The sequence below is a fragment of the Pseudoalteromonas sp. BSi20429 genome, assembly GCF_000238895.1.
Classification (GTDB): domain Bacteria; phylum Pseudomonadota; class Gammaproteobacteria; order Enterobacterales; family Alteromonadaceae; genus Pseudoalteromonas; species Pseudoalteromonas arctica.
This window is the reverse complement of the sequence record NZ_BADV01000028.1, coordinates 1-22,525: the sequence shown is the minus strand read 5'-3', so window position 1 is coordinate 22,525 and position 22,525 is coordinate 1. Positions and strand designations below refer to the sequence as shown.

22 protein-coding genes and 1 pseudogene are annotated in these 22,525 nt (G+C 39.0%); 10 read left to right on the top strand and 13 right to left on the bottom strand.

Features of this window, described 5'->3' with window-relative positions:
• Nucleotides 1–137: 137 nt before the first annotated feature.
• Nucleotides 138–1,106: a class 1 fructose-bisphosphatase gene (locus P20429_RS13210; protein ID WP_007581971.1), complete on the top strand. Its 969-nt coding sequence runs from the start codon at nt 138–140 to the stop codon at nt 1,104–1,106.
• A gap of 185 nt (nt 1,107–1,291) precedes the next feature.
• Here the strand turns inward: P20429_RS13210 and P20429_RS13215 are convergent, their stop codons facing one another.
• Nucleotides 1,292–1,618 (bottom strand): hypothetical protein, encoded by a 327-nt coding sequence (locus P20429_RS13215; RefSeq protein ID WP_007581969.1) that lies wholly within the window; start codon nt 1,616–1,618, stop codon nt 1,292–1,294.
• Between the two features lie 43 nt (nt 1,619–1,661).
• Between P20429_RS13215 and P20429_RS13220 the strand changes: the two genes are divergently transcribed.
• Nucleotides 1,662–2,021, top strand: a complete 360-nt coding sequence (locus P20429_RS13220; RefSeq protein WP_007581967.1) for a DUF5522 domain-containing protein — start codon at nt 1,662–1,664, stop codon at nt 2,019–2,021.
• Between the two features lie 305 nt (nt 2,022–2,326).
• Here P20429_RS13220 and P20429_RS13225 read toward each other — a convergent pair whose 3' ends face one another.
• The 7 genes from P20429_RS13225 to P20429_RS13255 form a co-directional block, all read right to left on the bottom strand.
• Nucleotides 2,327–3,160 (bottom strand): sulfurtransferase, encoded by an 834-nt coding sequence (locus P20429_RS13225; RefSeq protein WP_007581965.1) that lies wholly within the window; start codon nt 3,158–3,160, stop codon nt 2,327–2,329.
• On the bottom strand, nt 3,160–4,254 hold the full coding sequence (locus P20429_RS13230) for a capsular polysaccharide biosynthesis protein (RefSeq protein ID WP_007581963.1): 1,095 nt from the start codon (nt 4,252–4,254) through the stop codon (nt 3,160–3,162). The genes P20429_RS13225 and P20429_RS13230 overlap by 1 nt, the downstream gene beginning before the upstream one ends.
• A gap of 177 nt (nt 4,255–4,431) precedes the next feature.
• Nucleotides 4,432–4,851 carry a group 1 truncated hemoglobin gene (locus P20429_RS13235; RefSeq protein WP_007581961.1) on the bottom strand — a complete coding sequence of 140 codons (420 nt, stop codon included), beginning with the start codon at nt 4,849–4,851 and terminating at the stop codon, nt 4,432–4,434.
• Nucleotides 4,851–5,684, bottom strand: coding sequence for a DUF3034 family protein (locus P20429_RS13240; RefSeq protein ID WP_007581959.1), 834 nt, complete (start codon nt 5,682–5,684; stop codon nt 4,851–4,853). The genes P20429_RS13235 and P20429_RS13240 overlap by 1 nt, the downstream gene beginning before the upstream one ends.
• The gene (locus tag P20429_RS13245; protein WP_007581956.1) at nt 5,671–7,986 is read right to left on the bottom strand and encodes an EAL domain-containing protein; all 2,316 of its coding nucleotides are present in this window, start codon (nt 7,984–7,986) and stop codon (nt 5,671–5,673) included. Before P20429_RS13245 ends, P20429_RS13240 begins: the two co-directional genes overlap by 14 nt.
• Entirely contained in the window at nt 7,979–8,641 is a 663-nt protein-coding gene (locus P20429_RS13250; protein WP_007581955.1) for a methylamine utilization protein, read from the bottom strand. Before P20429_RS13250 ends, P20429_RS13245 begins: the two co-directional genes overlap by 8 nt.
• A gap of 122 nt (nt 8,642–8,763) precedes the next feature.
• Nucleotides 8,764–9,867, bottom strand: coding sequence for a phosphoribosylaminoimidazolesuccinocarboxamide synthase (locus P20429_RS13255; protein ID WP_007581953.1), 1,104 nt, complete (start codon nt 9,865–9,867; stop codon nt 8,764–8,766).
• A 178-nt stretch (nt 9,868–10,045) separates the two neighbouring features.
• Here P20429_RS13255 and P20429_RS13260 point away from each other — a divergent pair, with 178 nt between their 5' ends.
• Genes P20429_RS13260 through P20429_RS13275 form a run of 4 tightly spaced genes read left to right on the top strand, consistent with a single transcriptional unit; the run spans nt 10,046 to nt 13,620 of the window.
• Nucleotides 10,046–11,116 carry a CDP-glycerol glycerophosphotransferase family protein gene (locus P20429_RS13260; RefSeq protein ID WP_007581950.1) on the top strand — a complete coding sequence of 357 codons (1,071 nt, stop codon included), beginning with the start codon at nt 10,046–10,048 and terminating at the stop codon, nt 11,114–11,116.
• A 7-nt stretch (nt 11,117–11,123) separates the two neighbouring features.
• Nucleotides 11,124–11,822, top strand: a complete 699-nt coding sequence (locus P20429_RS13265; RefSeq protein WP_007581947.1) for an ABC transporter ATP-binding protein — start codon at nt 11,124–11,126, stop codon at nt 11,820–11,822.
• A complete protein-coding gene (locus P20429_RS13270; protein ID WP_007581945.1) occupies nt 11,819–13,105 on the top strand; it encodes an ABC transporter permease in 1,287 nt (428 codons plus the stop codon). Before P20429_RS13265 ends, P20429_RS13270 begins: the two co-directional genes overlap by 4 nt.
• Before the next feature lie 14 nt (nt 13,106–13,119).
• On the top strand, nt 13,120–13,620 hold the full coding sequence (locus tag P20429_RS13275; protein ID WP_007581943.1) for a DUF3299 domain-containing protein: 501 nt from the start codon (nt 13,120–13,122) through the stop codon (nt 13,618–13,620).
• Nucleotides 13,621–13,713: 93 nt separating this feature from the next.
• On the opposite strand, the gene mutM is transcribed toward P20429_RS13275, so the two are convergent.
• Nucleotides 13,714–14,523, bottom strand: coding sequence for a bifunctional DNA-formamidopyrimidine glycosylase/DNA-(apurinic or apyrimidinic site) lyase (gene mutM, locus P20429_RS13280; protein WP_007581941.1), 810 nt, complete (start codon nt 14,521–14,523; stop codon nt 13,714–13,716).
• Nucleotides 14,523–15,038, bottom strand: coding sequence for a hypothetical protein (locus P20429_RS13285; protein WP_007581940.1), 516 nt, complete (start codon nt 15,036–15,038; stop codon nt 14,523–14,525). The genes mutM and P20429_RS13285 overlap by 1 nt, the downstream gene beginning before the upstream one ends.
• Before the next feature lie 118 nt (nt 15,039–15,156).
• Here P20429_RS13285 and P20429_RS13290 point away from each other — a divergent pair, with 118 nt between their 5' ends.
• Nucleotides 15,157–16,083 carry a manganese-dependent inorganic pyrophosphatase gene (locus P20429_RS13290; RefSeq protein WP_007581938.1) on the top strand — a complete coding sequence of 309 codons (927 nt, stop codon included), beginning with the start codon at nt 15,157–15,159 and terminating at the stop codon, nt 16,081–16,083.
• 135 nt (nt 16,084–16,218) lie between these two features.
• Here P20429_RS13290 and rpmG read toward each other — a convergent pair whose 3' ends face one another.
• The 3 genes from rpmG to radC form a co-directional block, all read right to left on the bottom strand.
• A complete protein-coding gene (rpmG, locus tag P20429_RS13295) occupies nt 16,219–16,374 on the bottom strand; it encodes a 50S ribosomal protein L33 (RefSeq protein WP_004335545.1) in 156 nt (51 codons plus the stop codon).
• Nucleotides 16,375–16,385: 11 nt separating this feature from the next.
• Nucleotides 16,386–16,622 (bottom strand): 50S ribosomal protein L28, encoded by a 237-nt coding sequence (gene rpmB / locus P20429_RS13300; protein WP_004335549.1) that lies wholly within the window; start codon nt 16,620–16,622, stop codon nt 16,386–16,388.
• A gap of 274 nt (nt 16,623–16,896) precedes the next feature.
• Nucleotides 16,897–17,571 (bottom strand): DNA repair protein RadC, encoded by a 675-nt coding sequence (radC, locus tag P20429_RS13305; RefSeq protein ID WP_007581936.1) that lies wholly within the window; start codon nt 17,569–17,571, stop codon nt 16,897–16,899.
• A 144-nt stretch (nt 17,572–17,715) separates the two neighbouring features.
• Between radC and coaBC the strand changes: the two genes are divergently transcribed.
• From coaBC to P20429_RS13325, 3 genes and pseudogenes are all read left to right on the top strand, one after another.
• Nucleotides 17,716–18,909, top strand: coding sequence for a bifunctional phosphopantothenoylcysteine decarboxylase/phosphopantothenate--cysteine ligase CoaBC (gene coaBC, locus P20429_RS13310; RefSeq protein WP_007581934.1), 1,194 nt, complete (start codon nt 17,716–17,718; stop codon nt 18,907–18,909).
• Between the two features lie 110 nt (nt 18,910–19,019).
• Nucleotides 19,020–19,607: a nucleoid occlusion factor SlmA gene (gene slmA / locus P20429_RS13315; RefSeq protein ID WP_007581932.1), complete on the top strand. Its 588-nt coding sequence runs from the start codon at nt 19,020–19,022 to the stop codon at nt 19,605–19,607.
• A 140-nt stretch (nt 19,608–19,747) separates the two neighbouring features.
• Nucleotides 19,748–22,515, top strand: a pseudogene (locus P20429_RS13325) (prolyl oligopeptidase family serine peptidase).
• Nucleotides 22,516–22,525 lie beyond the last annotated feature (10 nt).

The window sequence follows — 22,525 nt, the reverse complement described above, 5'->3', positions numbered from 1 at the left end:
TTGTGTTTTAAGTACGATTAGGTGGTCCCATTATAGGGTGCTATTTAAACAATACAGTTATTTAAGACGAATTTCAGCGCTCTAAGCTAATCTCTCTCACATTATGATTGGTTTTAACACGTTATCAGGAAAATAGAATGCGTAGACTCCCTCCAGTATTACTTGAAGATGGTTGTTCAAGAGAACTTTTATCATTAATTCGAACAATTTTAGCGGCATGTAAAGAAATTTCGTTTCGCGTTGGTCAAGGCGCGCTTTCTGGCGTATTGGGCTCAACCCTTGATGAAAACATTCAAGGTGAAACTCAAAAAAAGCTCGATGTATTATCTAATCAGCTGTTAAAAGATATTTTACTGGAATCAGGTACGGTTAAAGCAATCGCCTCTGAAGAAGAAGACTACACAGTAGCAGGTAACCCAGACGCTAAATTTATAGTGGCATTTGATCCATTGGATGGCTCGTCAAATACCGATATTAACTCTCTTGTCGGTACTATATTTTCTATTATGGAAGCGCCTGAAGGCTCAGACGCTGTTGATGAAAGCATTTTCATGCAGCCAGGCCACAAACAAGTTGCAGCAGGTTACGTACTTTACGGCCCGTCAACAATGCTTGCGCTGACTACAGGTAAAGGCACGCGCATGTTTACCCTTGATAAAACACAAGGCAGCTTTTTACTTACACAAGATTTTGCCGAAATCCCTGCTGATACAAACGAATTTGCCATTAATACGTCTAACCAACGCCATTGGCAGCCAGCTATGCAAAATTATATCAATGATTTGCTAGCAGGTGATACAGGCCCTCGCGCTAAAAACTTTAATATGCGCTGGATTGCAGCAATGGTGGGCGACGTGCATCGCGTACTTAGCCGTGGTGGTTTATTTACTTACCCTACCGACACTAAAGATCCTAAAAAGCCAAATAAATTACGCCTACTTTACGAAGCAAATCCAATGGCTATGTTAGTAGAGCAAGCTGGCGGTATCGCATCAACCGGTACCGAGCGTATTATGGATATTCAGCCTGATGCAATCCACCAGCGTGTAGCCGTTATTTTAGGTTCTAAAAACGAAGTCGAAACGTGCTTGGGATATCATAAATAATCGCTTAAAACGATTGTCTTCAATTTAAAAAACCGCATTCAATTGAAATGCGGTTTTTTTGTAGGTGAGGTTTTACACCTCGCTTTTTAAACACCAAAGCCACGTTACATGAGCGCGAAGTAAATTCGCACCTACAGGATTGCATATATTGTAGGTGAGGTTTTACACCTCGCTTTTTAAACAAATCAAATTTTTACTAACGCAACTATTTGAGCAAGCTTTTGATGATTAAGCTCTCCCATTTGCTCGCTATTACTGAGCGCATAAATAAAACCTTCATGCTCTGCACAATCAATGTCATCTCGCGATTCAATTACGTTTGCCCAAAGCTCTAAATCATCTAAGTCTATTTCGTTACTTAAACAGCGCTTAAGCACATCAATTAAAACCTCGGTTGAGAGAGTATAATGAGTTTTATTGCTATCAGCAGGGCTTGAAACGATAACCGATATAGCTTCATCCCTTTGCTCACCAAATGTAATAAATTCAGCTAATGCTTTTTGTGTATTCATAATATTTGTTATTCTTGGCTCACTGTTACTAAAAAGAATTATAATGACTGAACTTAACTGCACTCAATGCCACAGTACTCTAACGTGTAATGTAGACGATATATCAGCGTGTTGGTGCAATGAGCTGCCAGCTATTTTACCGCTTGATATCACAGCAACAAGTTGTTTATGCCGCAAGTGCACGCTTAATAAAATAAATACTTTTTTAAAGGGTGTTTATACACAACCTATTAAAACTCAAATAGACTTTGCAAAACAATTCAGAGGTAACGACAATTTAATTGAAGGGCTCGACTACACCATGCAAAATGGTTACATGATATTTAGTAAGTGGTTTTTTTTAAAGCGTGGTTCGTGCTGCAAAAATGGTTGTAAAAACTGCCCTTATGGTTTTAGAAAGTAAAAACCATTTAATACAAATACGAGCAAACATTGGTTTTTACCTTCTCATTTTCTTCTCTTTCACTTCTCCATGTGAGTAATATTTTTAAGTACTGTTATTCACAAAGAGGTTTAGAGGCGCTGCGCTTTTAGAGTAAGTGATTGTATAAAAATAGTATTCAAATACGAGTAAGCACTGGTTTTTACCTTCTCATTTTCTTCTCTTTCACTTCTCCTTGTGAGTAATATTTTTAAATACTGTTATTCACAAAGAGGTTTAGAGGCGCTGCGCTTTTAACGTGAGCAAGCTTTACATATCCAACACGTCTACTTTTCTCCCGTGGCGATGGGCAATGAATCACTTGCGCCCCACTCACTCCACGAACCATCATAAACGCTTAAATTACTGTAACCACACTCGGTAGCAAATAACGCTAAAACACAGGCTGTAATACCTGAGCCACAGCTAAATTGTAGCTGCTGCGCATCATCAACCACGTCATTAAATATCGCTTTAATTTCAGTAAGTGGTTTTGCTTCACCTTTATTGAGTAAATTCATAAAAGGTAACGAGCGACTATTTGGGATATGCCCGCTACGCATACCTTTTCGGGGTTCACTTTCTTCGCCTGTAAAACGCTTATAAGCACGTGCATCTAGCAATGCAGTGCTGGGCTCATCGATTGCGTCAACCACTTGTTGGCTATTAATAAAATACTCAGAATTATAGTTTGCCGTAAAATCACCTTTACCTGACGCTTTGCTATAACCTTGTTGTATGGCGTAACCGCTCTCTAACCACGTCTTAAGGCCACCACTGAGTACTTTAACATTGTGATGCCCCATAGCTTTAAACATCCACCACGCTCTTGCTGCGCTAAATAAACCGCCATCTTCGTATACAACTATAAACGAGTCGTTATTTACACCTGCATTTTGCATCATGTGGGTAAACTGCTGCTCGCTGCATACCATACTTGGTAAGGGATTTGATCTATCGGCCAATTCGTTTTTTATGTCAAAACGTTTAGCGTTAGGCAGCATTGCTTGCGGCGAATAAGTACCCAAAACACCTGGGCGCAGCATACCTGCATCAAATATCACTAATGCAGGATTATTAAGTTGCTCGTGTAATTGCTGACAGCTAATTAGGTTTTTCACTACGATTCCTTATCACCATGATACTTAGCAAACTCGTCATTACCCGTAAAACGCGCTTCAATCGCTTTAATGTGTTTATCTTCAGTGTGTTTCCAAACGCCAGGAATACAATATACATGTTCAATAAAGCTAAAAAACTTATCCTTTAATAATGTATTTGGTTGCCAGCCCTGCACTACTTCGTTCATATTCTCTGCTAGCTGCTCTGCAGTGCTTGCATGCTTTACCAAACCCTCAATGTTGTAACAGGCTTGTCCAAGAGTTAAAACTCGTTTATTGAGCAGCAATGCTTCTAAGCCGACCGTTGAATTAATCGTTAATACGGCTTCAGCGCACTTAATCAAATCACTTGTTTGATTTCCATTAGCAAAAATTGCAATCGGATCTTTTTCATAAAGATGAGCGTAATGTTTATGCCACGACGGATGCTCTTTAAAAACCACTTTTAAACTTGGATCGTTTAAGCTTTTGACCGCTTTAATCACCTCGTCGTAAAACATGTCCATAGAGTTTATCCACGGAGAAAAGCTAGCTAATTGAGTATCGTGAGGTACTTGAAAAGGCGCAAATATATAGCGTTCTGGCACATCGGCGCATTCAAATTCACAGCGCTTTTTATGATCAGCTCTTGGAATTAAATCCGGCGCACAAAAGTTTAGCTTATTTTGTGGGTCAAAATTTAGGTAAAAAGAAGGGTCACGGCTTAACGACGCATTATAGTTAATACCATTAGGGTCTAAACTGCTTGTACCGGGTAGTAAACCATTTTCATAATAAAACTGCTTAACACCTAATGCTTTTGCAGCCATAGCAACGGTCGTATTTGGAAGTTTATTGCCGTTCCAAATAACAATGCAGTCAGGATTAGTCTCGGTTAATAAGGCTAAATACTTAGCGTATCGTAATCGTTCAAATAAAACTAACCCAGCACTGTAAACAGCAGTAATAATAGGACTATTCCAGATAGCATTACGTGCTCTTTTGCGTTTTAGCTGAGAGTTAACTACATCAGTAAAATTAACTTGAAACGCATCTTTTAAATACTTAACAGCAGAAAGCTTAGGGGCTCCCATGATATGTAATTGGCAATCCATCGACAATTTTTTGATTATTTTTCTATAGTATTTTGCGTGTACATTTTTGCGAGAGATAAATAGGTAAGCCATACAAGCTATATTTGCCAATTATTGTTTTTATGAAATAATTCTAAGTGGACAATGACATCAAAGCAAGGTTCCCTTTACTTAATAATTACTTTAAAGCCTTTATGGCTACATTTTTATAATTTCACCACGAAGTGGTGCCATTCTAGAGAGAATATCGTTTTGCAAACTATGGCTAATGTTCTGCTCATTCATTGCATTTATAAGTAAATCAACCACATGATTAAAGTCTTTCTCTGTAATATGCATACCTGTATGGATTGCTACCATAGAGTCGCCATCGTATGTACATGGGCCTTCTACTAACATACACATATGAGTAATAAACCCTTGGCGAAAGTACGCTATATTGCTGTGTTCAAAGTAATGAATTATCTGCTCGTCATTACCTATTTGATAGATAAAGCTATCAACAATTCTGCCTATCCCCGCTTTACCATCGAGCTTTTGATAAAGCGATAATTGTGTTGAGCTAGCACAACTACAAAGCAATCCTACGCATACTATAAAAATACCAACGCTTTTCATTACCAATACCCTGTTACCGATAAATACCAACCTGTTTGATCGTCAGCCCCTGCAATGCTTCCTAAATCAAGGTAAGCCGCTGTCACACTTACGTGCTTATTAGGCATCCATGCTACAAATAAGTCTTTCCAATCTTGTTCGCCTAAGTTTAAGTTATTTGATTTTTGACGATACTCAACACCAACGGCTACTTCACGACTAAAAAATAGTGCTGTGCTGCCTTCAAATAGCACTTTACCACTACCATTTTCTCCACCGTAGCCAAGCAAACCAAGTTGATTAGCTTCGCTGTATCGTGTGGTTACGTTCCAAAACCAGTTATAACCAGCAATAGCCCCCAAATGTAACTTACTAGCAGCGAGGTAGTAGTCAGTGCCGCTAGTATCTTCTGCGCCTACAAGTGTTGCAATACTGCCATCATCCAGTGATTTATGCTGAATACCTAAGCTAAGTTGTGGCCAATCACTGTAAACAATATCGCCATATAAACGTATTTTAGCACCTGTAATTGACTGCTCTATTTCAGCATCAAGTGCTGGTACATCAAAGCGCTGTTGGGCATAACTGAGCTCAACGCGATTAAATAAATTAAGTTGTGCACCACATACGTCAAGTGTGTAGTCGGTTACATCTGCGCGGCTACAAAAGCCATTTACCGAAAATTCGTCATCACTTGCGTACCCAGCAAGTTGTGCCCACGGTACAATACCACCGCCGCCACTGCCTTCAATTTGAGAAACTCCCGGCGTAGCTAGCAGTTTTCCATTGCTTGCAATGCTCGGTACACTAATTATTAAAAACAAACTTGCTAATAAGTATTTAATTTTTTTCATAGTATTCCTCCAGCCATTCTTCTAATAGTTCTGCTTTTAAAGGCCTACTTAAGTAATAGCCTTGTGCATGGTCGCACTGCATGCCTCTAAGTAAATTTAATGAGCCAAGTGTTTCAACCCCCTCAGCTACAACCGAGAAACCTAGCTGATGCCCCAACGTAATTGATGATTGCACTATAAATTGATCTTTTTGCGATTCATCAAGTTTTAGGATAAAGCACTTATCTAGCTTAAGCTCATCAATCGGTAACATTTTTAATCGACCAAGTGATGTTTGCCCTACACCATAATCATCTAATGATATTTTAACGCCAATTGCCTTTAGGTTTTCGAGCGCTTTAATACCTTTTTCTTCGTTTTCGATCATATCGCGCTCAGTAAGCTCAATAGTGATCAGCTTAGGATCTACTTTGTACTTTTTAAGCGTACGAACTAATGCAGCATGAAAACCCGGAAATGCTATGTCTTGCGCAGATACATTTATTGCAGCCTGTAAGTTTATATTTTTAAACTGCCAATCAGCTACTTGTGCTACAACCGTATTAACAACCCACCCAGTAAGCTCAACAATAAGGCCCGACTGCTCAGCTAAGTCAATAAACAGTTCAGGATTAACCCAGCTACCATCTTTTCGCTGCCAGCGAATAAGTGACTCAACTTTATCTATTTTTTGCGTTTTCATGTGTAATTTTGGCTGATAGGTCATAAATAGCTGACCATCATCATCACTAATAGCCTGCTTTAATTCATCAAGCATTATTAAGCGCTCTAAGTGCGCCTCGTCTTCACCATTTTGATAATAATGTATGCTCTCTTGTGTGTTTGCAGCACTTTCAACAGCAATTAGCACGCGGCGCATTAAGTCATCACTTGCAATTCCTTGCGTAGGATACTGCACAATGCCCGCACTAAAGCGTAAGTTAATTTTTAGTTTTTGAATGGTGTAGCACGCTTGTAATTGTGCCATTAAGCCAACAATCCCGCTTTTGTGTTCGCGCGCTGCAGCCGTCGGAAACACAGTTAAAAACTCATCGCCGCCAATACGAGCATGAAAGCCCCCTAACTCATCCGAAAACTCACTTATTCTGCAAGCAACCGCCTTTAGGCAGTCATCACCAATGCGCGGACCGAGCTTATCGTTTATATGGCGAAGACCCTTTATGTCTATTGCAACGAGCGTGTACTCGGCTGATGAATCTAACTCATCATCAAGCACCTCAAGCATGGCTGAGCGGTTATAAAAGCCTGTTAGGGAGTCGTGTCTGGCTTGAAAGCTAATTTGTTGCTCGCGCTGATTAATATCATTACCCATGCTATCAAACGCTGCGACTAGCGTGTCTATTTCGGTACTTTGCCTTCGCCCTTTAAATTCAAAAGCATAATTACCTTGTGCAAATTGCCTTGCTATTACAGCTAGTTGAGTAAGTGGCGTAGTTAAGTTATTTGCAAATATGCTGCTCGTAATAACACCTACAAACATAGTTAAAATAGCTAAAATAATAAGTGTAAAAAGAAGTTTTTCGAAGTCACTATAACTTTGTGTTAAATCGGCGCTCAGTAAAATAATTATAGGATGGGTCAACAACGATGGTAAATCTATATCTCGGTTACGATACACCAAATACTCACCAAAAAAACGCGATGTGGTTACGGTACTAAAATAGCTAACAGGTTCAAATTGCTCAGGGCGATTAGCTAATGAACTAATAACAATATCGTCAGCGCTACCTATAAAGCTCACATCCATGCCTGTTAAGCTTTTTAGTTCATGGGCTACATTGTCATCAATTTTAAAACCCACCAAACTATAGGCCACTGTACGTGGCGCTCTTACGGGTAATAAAATAATTTGGTAAAGCTCGTTATTTAGCACCACAAAACTAGACTCTTCTGGCGCACTTAAAAGCTCTTCCATTAACGGCTTTAAGTTATGTGCAAAAGCGTCTTCGTCAGTATTGGCGGAAATAAGCCTACCCGATAAATCAAGTAGCAGCATTAATTCGGCATCAATACGTTGGCTATGATTAAACAACACACTGCTTATTGTCCCGGCATCCCGCGTTGCTACAGCTTGCTTAAAACCAAAGTCGGAGGTGAGTACTTTTGCTGCGGTTAGTAGTAGGCTTTCTTTTGATTTTAAATATTGCTTATAAACATTTTGCGCTACGGTAATGTCTTGATTTACTTTTTCTTCTTGAAACTTACTCGTAGACCACCAAAAACTAAACAAGCTGACCATAGTGGTTAATAACACTAAGCCAACACATAAAATGGTTATGCGATTTCGTAAACTATTAGTCATTACCAGCCTTAAACTTACTACCAAAGGTATTTCTAGGTGCTGGGGTCGATGTGTTTACTGTTATCTGTAACTGTTTTTGAGAATTAATTGTTATCATTTTTTTATTCTCCAATGGCGCTGTTTGTAAAGGGTGCCACACACTCACTTGTGCAGGCAGCGTATTAATAGGCAAACTAACATAGCCTTTTTTATCTGTTTTATATACGGATTCACTACTCGCTACATAGATATAGCCAACCATAGAGTCATGAATATTACACCCTAAAACAACAACCCCTTGTTGCTCAAACGTAATGGGCTCTTTTGGTTGCCCTGAATATAATCTTAGTTGAAAAGGCTTAGCTTGTGAAAAAGAATAAACATGATGGCGAATATTATCGCTGTTAGGAAAGTTAACTTTTTGACCCTGTTGTACAACTAATAATTCGGGTAAAAACTGCTTATGGACTTGATCCATTATAGCAATGGGCAAATTTGATGGTGTGGCTTGTTTGTCAGCAATATTAAGCTCAACCACTGCACCTGATAACTTTTGGCCGTGTTGATCTTCTATTACTAATTCAATATTCGCACTTAAAGCAAACTGACTAAAAAACAAACCTATAGCTAAAAAGTAATGACTTTTAGCAAACTTTTGCAATGCCCGCTCAAACATAACAACACCTAAATATTAATGTTAGGTTAAGTTAATTAGAGACGAGCACTAATTGCAAGAATTATAGCCCAGTAACTAAAAATAAAGACTTAGTTACTGGCTTTGTTAGCACTTAAGTACTGCTATTTAACAATTAATTCGTAATCGTTATCTAAAATAGTAATGACTTCTTGACGAGGATTCTCTGGGATCACAATATCTTTACCTACAATTTTGCTCGCTATGCCAACATAGGTATTTGACACTTCAAGCATTACTGATTCTGGTAAAATATAATCTTTTGCTAATTGCTCACGCTCACTCATGCGATCTTTATTTAATAATACGTCGCTCTCTGGCACATTATTAATAAGTAATTGGCGAAAACCTTCTTTAGAATTTTCAACAATTTTACCGTTTTTGTATGCAGCTTCATCCCAAATACGTGACGAATCAGGCGTGCCTACTTCATCAATATATATAAGCTGTTGCGCGCCATTTAAATCCTCTACATAACCAAACTCAAACTTTGTATCTACAAAAATTTGGTTAAGCTTCGCTAGCTCATCACTAATTAATTTAAAACCTTCAACTAACAGTTTTTCGTATTTGGTTACGTCATCTGCCGATTTAAAGTTAAATACATCTAAGTTATTAGTAATGTTAGCGCGAGTTATATTTACATCATCAACTGGCGGAATATCAGCAACGCCTTCAATAATACCTTTTGTTGATGGCGTAATTAAAACGTTATCAAGCTTTTGGTTCGCTTTTAAGCCTTCTGGCAAGTCAATACCACAAAAGTTACGTATGCCTTTAGCGTAGTCACGCCACATGCTACCCGTAATATATTGGCGAGCAATTGCCTCTACTTTTACTGTACTGGCTTTGCGTACAATCCACACATACGGATGCGGAATATCAACAATATGATTACCCGCAAGGCCTGCTTTATCAAATAACTTAAACCAATGGGCTGCCACTGAGTTTAACGCTATACCTTTACCTGGTACGCCATTTAAACCATTTTCGCCTTGCCAAATGCAATCAAATGCAGAAATTCGATCTGAAATAACCATAATAGCAAGCTCAGTACCTGTCGGTACTTGGTAGCCTTTGTCTTTAATTAATCGCGCGCTGTCTTCATCAGTTAACCAATAAACTGAACGAACTTTACCGCTGTGTACTTCACCTTTGGTACGAATGGGTAAATCATCGTTTACGTCTAAAACTTTATAGCTAGTCATGCTATCTCCGGGGTTAGGGATGCTCTTTGAGCAAAGTATGGTATGGGGTTATATGGGCTGTATAATAATCTAGCCAACCTCAAAGCTCAATCGGATGCTTAAAACAAATAAAGGCATATATTTATAAGCGAGTCGCAATGGGGTAAACTTAATGTGCTAACCAGCCTGAGGAGATAGCTTGAACTACTTAACTGCCACTAAAAATAAAAAATACTTAATGTATATTTCTCAGAATTATTCATACGCTATCTTGAGACCTTTGCAGGCGCAAATATTGGCACATGGTGGTGAAGTACGCTGGTTTTTAGCGGGTAGCGAAGTAAACCCCGATTTTTTAACCACAAACGAGCAGCGTTTACATACCATAAAAGATGTTAAAAGCTGGATTCCAAACATTACATTTATACCGGGTAATATAGTACCTAGCTTTATTCCAGGTAAAAAAGTAGCTGTATTTCATGGTTTTAATTCTGAAAAGCGTAGCTCTGAAGGTAATCGTGGTCATTTTACTATTCGTGGTTGTTACGATTTATATTGTACGCAAGGCCCAAATACAACAACCCGATTTAAAGAGCTAGCTAAGCAGCATGGTTTCTTTAAAGTAACTGAAACTGGCTGGCCAACACTCGATCCACTTTTTAGCAATACTTCAAATAATCCTTATGTAAGTGACGACCCTCGCCCTACTTTACTTATATGCTCTACTTTCTCACGAAAGCTATCACTTGCTCCTAAATTATATGAGCAAATAAAACATTTTAGTGAACAAGGTAAGTGGCGTATTTTGATGCAGTTTCATCCTAAAATGCCTGCCGAATGGGTTAATAAATACAAAGCGCTGAGTAACGAAAGTCTAACATTTATTGAAACCGATAACGTTTTGCCGTTATTGCAAGCTGCCGATGTTATGCTGTGCGATACATCGTCAGTTCTTTTAATGTTTTTACTACTACGTAAACCGGTAGTCACGTTTTGTAATCAAAAACCACTTCCTCATTTACTTGATATTACCGACGCAGATGAAGTAGAAGCAGCTATTGAACACGCGCTTACTAAACCTAGTGATTTAATGCAAAATATTAAAAGCTATTGCCAGGAACTTCATCCGTATACCGATGGTCAATCTAGCCAACGCGTATTAAATGCAGCTAATGAATTTTTACAAAGTAACGAAAAACTAAAACCCAAGCCATTAAATATAATAAGACAGCTAAAAATGCGCAAAGATCTAAACTACTGGGGTTGGTAACGAGATAATGATCAACCTAAAAAACGTAACTTTTAAGTGGCATAAAAGCGATAGCTCACCCACGCTCAACATAAAAGAGCTAGTTATCGAAAAAGGTGAGCATATTTTTTTACACGGTCCTAGTGGCTCAGGTAAATCGACCTTATTAGCGATTCTTGCTGGCATTAATACAGCCACTAGCGGTGAGGTATCAATTTTAGACAAAAACCTAACTACATTAAGCAATACTACCCGTGATGTTTTTAGAGCGGATCACATTGGCTACATTTTTCAAAACTTTAACCTGCTTCCTTATTTAACTCCCATTGAAAATATAACGCTTGGGTGTGAGTTTTCAAAAAGCCGAAAACAAAAAATATTAAAGCAATCATCAAATAAAAGCTCTGCCTTACAAAAAGAAGCGATGCGGTTATTAAATGCTTTAGGCCTTACTGCGCAGTATCACCATAAAGATGTAGCGACATTGAGTATTGGACAGCAACAGCGCGTTGCTGCCGCTCGCGCATTTATAGGCAGCCCTGAATTAATAATTGCTGATGAGCCCACATCTGCACTCGATACAAATAACCGTGAGAGCTTTATAAAGCTACTGTTTGAACAAGCAAAGTTATCTAATAGTACATTGGTATTTGTGAGCCACGATGAAACACTAAAGCCTTTATTTGACCGCTCCATTGACCTTATAAGCTTGCAGGAACAAGTATGATTCTCGCTAATCTCGCTAAACTTGCTTACAAAAGCTTATTAAACCGCCGCGCAAGTGTACTGCTTACATTATTTACTATCGCAATTAGTGTAATGTTACTTTTAAGTATTGAGCGAGTACGAATTGATGCTAAAAGTAGTTTTAGTAATACTATTTCGGGCACTGATTTAATTGTTGGTGCGCGTACCGGCGACATACAGTTGCTGCTTTCGTCAGTATTTAGAATTGGCCATACTAATAACGGCGTAAGCTGGAAAAGTTATGAATACATAACAAGTCAGCGAGGCGTAAAATGGAGCATACCTATAAGCCTAGGCGACAGCCATAAAGGCCAAGCGGTACTAGGCACAACACTTGATTACTTTAGCCATTATCGCTTTGCAAAAAAACAAAACTTAACCTTTAACAAAGGCCACCCTTTTGCTGCAATTAACGAAGTGGTGCTAGGTAGTGAAGTTGCAAATAAATTAGGTTATAAACTTAACGACTCTATTGTTATATCGCACGGTATGGGGAACACCAGCTTTCATCATCATGACGATAACCCATTTAAAGTCGTCGGTATTTTAAACCCTACTGGCACGCCTGTTGATAAAACGCTGCATATTCCTTTGGCTGCAATCGATTTAATTCACGGCGGTAAAGCTAGCCTTGAGCTTGAGCTTGAGCATGAGCATGAGCATGAGCATGAGCATGAGCATGACGAACATAACGACCTAGTTGGGCATCCAAAACAAATTACAGCATTTTTAATGGGATTTAATTCGCCTTTGTACACACTACAAATTAGGCGCAATATAAATCAATATAAGCCAGAAGCCCTGCTTGGGATTATGCCAACCGTAACACTTAAAGAGTTATGGGAAATGCTCGCCATAGTAGAAAAAATACTTTTGCTATTCTCAGCTGTTGTCGTGTTAGTAAGCCTACTTGGCATGCTAACGACATTGCTTGCAAATTTAAGTCAGCGTCGTCGCGAACTTGCTATATTACGTTCGGTAGGCGCTCGGCCTTGGCATTTATTTACACTTATAAGTATTGAGTCACTACTAACCACTTTACTTGGTTGCCTAGCAGGTAGTGTGCTTTACTATTTAGCTATTTTTTCAGCCGGCGGTTACTTACAAAGCCATGCCGGTATAAGCGTAAATATCACAATACTCTCTTACTATGAACTGGGCTTAATCGGCGTTATTATGGCAGCCGGTTTTATTATTGGCTTAATACCCGCTACTCGCGCTTATTTTTATTCACTCAGCGATGGTATGAGTATAAAAGCATAATTTTTAGGGATTTTATGACATTTTTTAAAACAGCTTTTCAGTACATTGCTGCTATTGGCTTATTATTTATAAGCGTAGCGAGTTATGCTAATCCACCAAAAGAAATTTTTTGGGAAGACTTAATCCCTAAAAACCACGTGCAAATAGACACTCAAGCACAAGCTAATCACGAAGGTAGTGATCAAAACTGGGTGCAACCCGATTTAGATGCTCCAGTGGTAAAGGCACTTGATGGCCAATCGGTGAGTTTGCCTGGTTTTGTTGTGCCACTTGAGGGCGATAGCGAAGTAATTACCGAGTTTTTACTCGTTCCTTATTTTGGCGCCTGTATACACGTACCACCACCACCGCCAAATCAAATAGTCCATGTAACAATTAAAGGTGGAGTACCAATAGATAGCCTATACGACGCAATTGTTGTAACTGGAATAATAAGTACTGAAACATGGTCGGGCGAAATAGCGCAGGTAGGATATAAAATGAAAGCGGTCGGTGTAGCACCGTTCGAGCTTTAAAATAAAGGGCCAGCTTTTAAAGCTGGCCCTTAAATATCATTAAATTTAGAATCGATAAAATTAAAATAACTAGATAACTAGATAACTAGATAACTACTTTTGGCAATTTGAGCAAAAAATAGTACTGCGCTGCCCCAATCTAATTTCTTCCAATTCGTTTTCACACGTCATACATGGCTTGCCTTTGCGCCCATATACTAATAACTCTTGAGCAAAATACCCGGGCTTACCATCACTTTGTGCAAAGTCTTTAAGCGTTGTACCACCTTGCATAATGGCCGCAGCAAGCGTGTCTTTTATAATAGGGATAAGTGCTTGATAACGTTTGAGCGATACTTTTCCCGCTTCTCGCTTTGGATGTATACCCGCTTTAAATAACGATTCATTCGCGTAAATATTACCAACACCAACCACCACTGCGTTATCCATAATAAATTGCTTTACGGGTACTTTTTTATTGCGCGATTGTTCGTACACGCGTTTAGCAAAAAAATCATCGGTAAGCGGCTCAGGGCCTAGCTTAGAGAGTAGCTTATGCACTTCACCTGGCTCTTGCCATAAGCAGCAACCAAAGCGACGAGGATCGTTTAAGCGCAGTGCTTTACCGTTGCCAAAAATAAACTCTACGTGGTCATGCTTTTTAAGCGGCTCACTTTTATCTACAACACGTAAATTACCTGACATACCCAAATGTAAAATAGTGCTCCCAAGCTCACAGTGCAAAAGTAAGTATTTAGCTCGTCGTTCAATACTAGTAACAATTAGCCCTTCAAGTTGATACACGTCATCTGGCACTGGCCAGCGCATACTGGCATTGTAAATATTTACCTTTGTAACAACTTGGTTTTGTACGTGGGGAGTGATGCCCATTCGGCTCACTTCTACCTCTGGTAATTCAGGCATTAATTAGACTCACTTTGTGAAAAATCAAAACTAGGAAATAACTGCTGTGCAGTTTTTAAATCGAGTGCGAGTATTCGTTGGCTACTCTTTTCGAGTAAGTAATATTGCCCATCGCCTTTATAAAGCAAATAAACCCAAGGTAAACTCTCGCCAGCCAACTCAAATGTAGCAACATATAAAGGCGCATTAGGATTAAAAACAACAGATTCGTTAACGCCCATTAACTGCGCGCTTTGCCATTGGTTAATTAAATCACTAAGTTGCTGCTCAGATGCTTGCCACACAAGCGGTATGTCTTTTTGTAGTGGGGTTGTACGCCAGCTTGTTCCTATTCGCTCAATTTTTTGATCAACAAATTGCAGTGTCAGTACAAAACTTTGCTGGGGGAGTACGGCTTGTAATGTTGGTTTATCCTCCCCTCCCAAAAGTTGCTTATGCCAGCCATTTAAGAAGAAGATCATAATCAACATCGAAAATATTATAACGTTGTTCCAACCTTTACGGCCCAGTCGCATATTAATACACCTAGTAAATTCAAGATTTTAAAGTGTAACTAAAACTTAATTGCGCTGTCTATATGTTAAAGGCCGCAGACTTTGTTAGAATATCGGCAAATTTAAAGGAGTTCCGTCAATGTCTATGTATGTAGTGGGCCATAAAATCCCAGATTCAGATTCTATTTGTGGTGCAATTGCACTGGCTTATTTAAAAAACCAAATCGATGAGCCTGCAATTCCAACTCGTCTTGGTGAAATTTCACCTGAAACTCAATTTATCCTTGATAAATTTGGCTTCGAAGCACCAGAGCTTAAATTAAGCTACGCGGGTGAAGATGTGTATATTGTAGATCACACAGAAAAAACACAAGCACCCGATGATATCGACCAAGCTCGCGTTGTTGGCGTGGTAGATCACCACAAATTAGGTGACTTAACATCATCTACTCCGCTTGAATGTTGGATTCGTCCTGTTGGTTGTTCAAACACCATTATTAAAATGATGTACGACTTCTACAGCGTAGAAATCCCTAAAGACATCGCGGGTATTATGATGTGTGCAATTTTAAGCGACACAGTCATATTTAAATCACCAACATGTACCACTGCCGATATTAAATGTGTTGAAGCGCTAGCTGAAATTGCAGGCGTAGAAGATTTTAAAGAACTGGGTATGGATATGTTCCGTGTTAAATCTGCGGTAGAAGACACACCAGCACGTGATTTAGTAATGCGTGACTTTAAAGATTTCAACATGAACGGTAACCTAGTAGGCATTGGCCAACTAGAAGTAATCGACCTTGCTGTTTTTGACGACATTAAAGCAGACCTTGCAGCCGATATTGCTAAGCTAAAAGTTGAGGGTAATCGCCACTCTGTATTTTTACTGCTTACCGATATAATGAAAGAAGGCTCAGAAATGCTAATTGTATCTGACGATGCAAACTTAGTTGAGCAGGCTTACGGTGTAAAACCAGAGAATGATAAAGTATGGTTAGATGGCGTACTAAGCCGTAAAAAGCAAGTAGTACCACCACTACAAGATGCATTCACAAAAATCTAATTGTGTTTTCATTTATTGATTTAAAAGCCTTGTTGGTTATGCCAACGAGGTTTTTTTATATCAATTCACTAATCATATTTTTAAAAACAAAAAACCCAGCCTAAGCTGGGTTTTTAAATTCTAAAAGAACTAAAATTACTTAATTTTAGCTTCTTTAAAAAGAACATGTTTACGAATCTTTGGATCAAACTTTTTGATTTCCATCTTCTCAGGCATGTTACGTTTGTTTTTGTCAGTAGTGTAGAAAAAACCAGTACCGGCAGTTGAAACTAAACGGATTTTATCGCGCATGATTCAGATCCTTAAACTTTAACGCCGCGAGCACGGATTTCTGTAAGAACCGTGTCGATGCCTTTTTTATCGATAATACGCATACCTTTAGTAGTAGTGCGTAATGTTACAAAACGTTTTTCACTTTCAACCCAAAAACGGTGTGTTTGTAGGTTAGGTAGGAAACGACGTCTAGTCGCGTTTCTCGCGTGTGAACGGTGATTACCAACCGCAGGACGCTTACCTGTAACTTGACATACTTTAGACATGTCTATATATCTCCAATAACTTCGCTCGAGCTTAATTTAATCTAAGGCCGTGTATTTCCGCCCTAGAGATAAATCGAAGGGCGCTCTTTATACAGCTTTTACAGGCAAAGATCAAACACTGATCTATCCAATCAGCTCATATATGTAAATTTGATAGCGGCTAATTATAAAGATCGAATGCCCTTAGGGAAAGTAAAAACTGCATTTAAATTAAACTAATTTGCCAAAACACGTTAAACAGCTCATTTTTAACACACTTCTGTATCTAACAAAGCTAAATCAGGCCTCGCTCGGCAAACGAAACACACGTTTCTCCACCAACAATGATGTGATCAAGCACACTTATGTCGACCAATTGCAGTGCTTGCTGCAATTTATTAGTAATAAGTTTGTCTGCTTGGCTCGGTTCTGCAATACCACTTGGATGATTATGCGCAAAAATAACAGCGGCTGCATTATTTTTAAGCGCAGCCTTTACCACTTCACGCGGATAAACACTGGCAGAATTAATTGTGCCATAAAAAAGTATTTCATCTTTTACTAATCTATTTTGGCTATCTAGGTATAACACCATAAATACTTCTTGTTGTAAGCCCCGCATTTGAATTGTTAGGTAATCGTAAACTGAGTTTGGCGAATTAAACACGGCGTCTCGTTGGCAACGCTCCTGCATATAACGTTGGCTTAGCTCTAACACAGCTTGTAGCTGAACATACTTAGCGGTCCCTAATCCCTTTTGAGAGCAAAACTCCTCAATGCTAGCATTAAACAAATTATGAAGTGTTTTATTCTCGTTTAATAAATGCTGAGCCAACTCAATTACATTCATTCCCGGTAACCCTGTTCGTAAAAATATGGCAAGAAGCTCTGCGTCAGTCAGCGCCTTAGCCCCCTTTGCTATGAGCTTTTCACGAGGTCGAAGTGAGTTTGGTAGTGAAGTAAGTTGCATTATTCATCCTTGAGAGGCGAAAGTGTCTTATAAATGTAATGCAAATTTAAAATTTAGCCTGTTATTTCGAATTAAAAAACTTCGCTGTATGGGTAAAGATTTGTTATTTTAAGCCCAATATTTAATAAAAACTGATGAACATCCATGACTAACTTAACAAACAAAAAAATTGTACTAGGTATTACCGGCGGTATTGCAGCTTATAAATGTGCAGAACTCGTTAGGCGATTAAAAGACTCTGGTTGTGAAGTAAAAGTAGTTATGACTGAATCAGCTAAACACTTTATTACACCACTGACCATGCAAGCCGTTAGTGGAGAAACAGTCTCTGACTCATTACTAGACCCTTCTGCTGAAGCTTCAATGGGGCATATTGAATTTGCAAAATGGGCTGACTTAATTTTAGTTGCTCCTGCTACCTGTAATATTATTGCTAAAATGGCAGCCGGCATTGCTGACGACCTACTAACAACGTTACTGCTAGCAACGCCTGCAAAAGTCGCAGTTGCACCAGCCATGAATCAGCAAATGTATGCACACGCAGCAACACAAGCTAATTTAGCCACATTAAAAGCACGTAACGTACTTATTTGGGGCCCGGGTAAAGGTGAGCAAGCCTGTGGCGATATAGGCGCTGGACGCATGTTAGAGCCTCATGAGCTAGTTGCGCTATGTATAGCAAAAGAGCAACCGCAATTACTTGCAGGAAAAACAATTACAATAACAGCAGGCCCAACGCGTGAGCCTCTCGACCCGGTACGCTTTATATCAAATCACAGCTCTGGAAAAATGGGTTATGCACTGGCAGAAGCCGCTTTGCAACTCGGTGCTAAGGTTAATTTAATTTCGGGTCCGGTCACTATAAAAGCCCCTACTGGCGTAAACCTTATCAATATAGAAAGCGCTGAGGAGCTATTAACTGAGTCACTTACCTATGCACCGCAATCAGATGCATTTATTGGCTGCGCTGCTGTAGCAGATTATCGAGCTGCAAACATTGCGACTCAAAAAATGAAAAAGCAAGGCGACGAACTCACTCTTACTTTAACTAAAAACCCTGACGTAATTGCAGCTATTGCCAACCTTAAACAAAACCGTCCTTATACTGTGGGGTTTGCCGCCGAAACTCAAAATGTAGAAAGCTATGCTAAAGGTAAACTACAAAATAAAAATCTAGATATGATTTGCGCTAATGACGTATCAAAAAGTGGCTTAGGGTTTAATTCCGATCATAATGCTTTAACACTGTACTGGCATAATGAACAACTAGAATTACCAACAACAAGTAAAATAGAAATAGCTCGCAAGGTGATCGAACAGCTGGCTAAACATCTATAAAAGGCTGGAAACAAACTGAATAAAACATTAACATACGCCAATCATTTGAACAAAAAATGACTAGGGTTCTTAACTGCGCCACTAAGAATAACTAATAAAAAGGAATGTTCATGCCTGCGACAAAAAGAAGTAATCGCAAAGAGCAAATACTGCAAGCACTCGCACAAATGTTAGAAACTAATTTAGGACAACGTATCACCACAGCAAAACTAGCTGCTGAGGTGGGTGTGTCTGAAGCCGCGCTATACCGTCATTTTCCGAGCAAAGCGCGTATGTTTGAGGGCTTAATTGAGTTTATTGAAGATACCCTTTTATCTCGTATAAATATTATTATTGAAAACGAAAAAGAAAGCCAAACGCGCATTTATAACATTCTATTATTACTTCTAACCTTTGCTGAAAAAAATCCAGGCATTACTCGTATTTTAACTGGCGATGCTCTGCAAGGTGAGCAGGAACGTTTACGCGAGCGGGTACAAAGCTTGTTTGAAAAACTAGAAACTCAGTTTAAACAAGTACTTCGTGAGCGTAAATTACGTGAAGGTAAAAACTTTCAAAGTGATGAGCTTACACTTGCAAACTTTTTACTTGCCTACGTTGAAGGCAAAATGAATCAGTTTGTACGTAGCGACTTTAAAGCAAAGCCAAGTGTTCAATTTGAAAAACAATGGCTTGAGCTACAAAAAATTTGGCTGTAATGTTTGCTAAATTAATAAATTAAATACCAAAAAACGACCTACGGGTCGTTTTGTCGTATGTAGCTGCCATTTATCTGATCCGCTCGAATTGTGAGCCAAACTCGTTACAATGAAACAATGTCATAATACGAGAATCAATAATGAAAACAAAACTCACCTTATTAAGCACGGCACTCGTTGCCAGCTTAACTAGCACCGGCATACACGCCAAAGAATCGCTACAATTTAAAGACGTTTTTAGTTTTAAATCAGCTAAAAGCACGCAACTATCTGACAATGGTCAAGTACTCACTTTTAGTGCAACGCCGTATCGTGGAAATGCAACTGGCCAAGTTTACTCACTACAAAGCAATACTCTCATCGCAGAAGTAGAGCGCGGCACTAAACCTCATATTAATAAAGCCGCTAACTGGGTCGCTTTTACACAAGTACCTACCTTACTTGAAAAAGAAACAACCAAAAAAAAGACACACTTAAAAACAATCTGGTACTCGTAAACACGCAATCAGGTGCCCAACAAAACTTTGCTGATGTAAAAGATTACACGGTATCTGATGACGGTATGTGGCTTGCTTATCGTTTAAATAAAAAAGACGATGACGCAAAAGTAGAAGATAAAACCGATAGCGCTAAAAACGAAGAAGACAACGCTATCACGCCCGATAAAAAAGATAAGAGCTATGCGCTTGTTATCGTAAATTTATCTGATAAACGCACCCATACAATAGAAAACGTATTTAGCTACGCTATTAACTCAGCCAACAGCCAGCTATTAGTGAGTCAAAGTTACAGCGATGGTAATAACAACCAAATAGCGTTAATTGAGCTAAGTGACTTTAATAGCAGCGTATTAATTGATGAACCGGGCGCAATCGCAAATAAAATAGCATGGCACCCAACTGACAATATTGCAGTGTTTACATTAGGTAACTATGTAAATGATGACACGCGCCGTCGAAGCTACAGTTTACAGCTATATAAAAACGAGAAGCTTTCAACAATAGATTCACCTGATAAAACCTGGGTTTTAGGTAAAACAGCCTCCCTTAAATGGTCAGAAAATGGCGAGCGCTTATATTTTGAAAACCATCCAAAATTAGCAGCTAAAGTAAAAGCTAAAGAATATACCGACGAAGCCTCATTGTACGACTTTGATACCATACGTGAACATAAAGGTTTAGATGTATGGCACAACAACGATGCGCAAATAAAACCGCGTGAAGAGCAGCAATGGAACGAAGTTAATAAAAATCGCCATTACAGTGCGGTGTATCACGTTAACTCGCAAAAAGTTGCGCAACTTAGTACACCAAACATGCCTGAGGTTGCACTAAACCCTCAGCGAGATGTGTCTTTACTTGGCTCATCTAACATCCCCTACCTAGAAAAAATAATGTACGGCGGTTTTTTTGCTGATTACTTTGCAGTAAATATAAACACCGGTACACAAACTCCCATTATTAGTAACTACCCGTTTAAACCAAGCCTTGCCCCTAATGGTGAGTTTGCAGCTTATTTTAGCGATAGCCAAATACAGTTAAAAGATTTAAAAAATAATAAAGTAACACCGCTTACAAAAGTGATTCAGGCAACCTTTGCTGATGATAAACACGACTACCCATCTGCTCAACCTGGTTATGGTTTTGCTGGTTGGATGACCGATAGCAGCCAAGTGCTTGCTTATAGTAAATACGATATTTGGGCATTTGACGTAAAAACGCAGCAAGCTAAACGCCTAACTAATGGTAAGCAAAGCAATACGCAGTACCGTGTTATTAAGCTTGATAAAACCCAAGTGGGCTTTAAAAAAGGCGATACATTACTTGTCTCTGCTATTAACTTACAAACTAAACAAAGCGAAGTTGCAAAGCTCGACTTAACCACTAACACACTAACTAAGGTGCTTAGCGGTAATAAACGCTTTGATATGGTTAAAAAAGCAAAAAAGGCTGACAAGTACTTATTTACCTCGCAAACTTATAGCCAATTTCCTGATTACTACCAAACAGATTTTAGCTTTAGCGCACCAAAACAAGTGACCACGCTAAACCCACAAATTAATAATTTTGCGTGGGGCGAAAAGCCAGAGCTGATAAGCTATAAAGGTTTTGATGGCGAAGACTTACAAGGCGTACTTATAAAACCAGCGGGCTATAAAAAAGGCGATAAAGTACCTGTGGTTGTGTATTTTTATCGTTACATGAGTCAACGCATGTTTGATTTTCCTAAGATGGAATTAAATCATCGCCCTAACTTCCCTATGTTTACCTCAAACGGTTATGCAGTATTTTTACCTGATATTCGTTTTGAAATAGGTCACCCGGGTAAATCGTCAACGCAAACCATGATAAACGCTACCCAAAAATTAATAGATTTAGGCATAGCCGACCCAGATAAAATAGGCTTACAAGGTCACTCTTGGGCGGGCTATCAAAGTGCGTTTATGATAACCCAAACAGATATGTTTAAAGCGGTTGTATCGGGTGCGCCAGTATCAAACATGACCAGTGCTTACAGTGGCATACGTTTAAAATCGGGCCTTGCTCGTCAATTTCAATACGAAACAGGACAAAGCCGTATTGGCAAAAACTTATTTGAAGCACCAGAACTTTATATAGAAAACTCACCAGTATTTTTTGCAGACAAAGTTAATACGCCTATCTTAATAATGTCTGGCGACAAAGACGATGCAGTGCCTTGGCATGAAAGTGTGCAGTATTACTTAGCTCTGCGCCGTGCAGGAAAAGATGCTACATTTTTACAATACGAAGGTGAACCACACCACTTGAAAAAGTTTCCTAATCAGGTCGATTTTTCAGTACGTATGATGCAGTACTTTGATCATTACTTAAAAGGCAAACCAGCTGCAAAGTGGATGACACAAGGCGAGGCATTCGTTGAAGAGTAAATAACTCAAA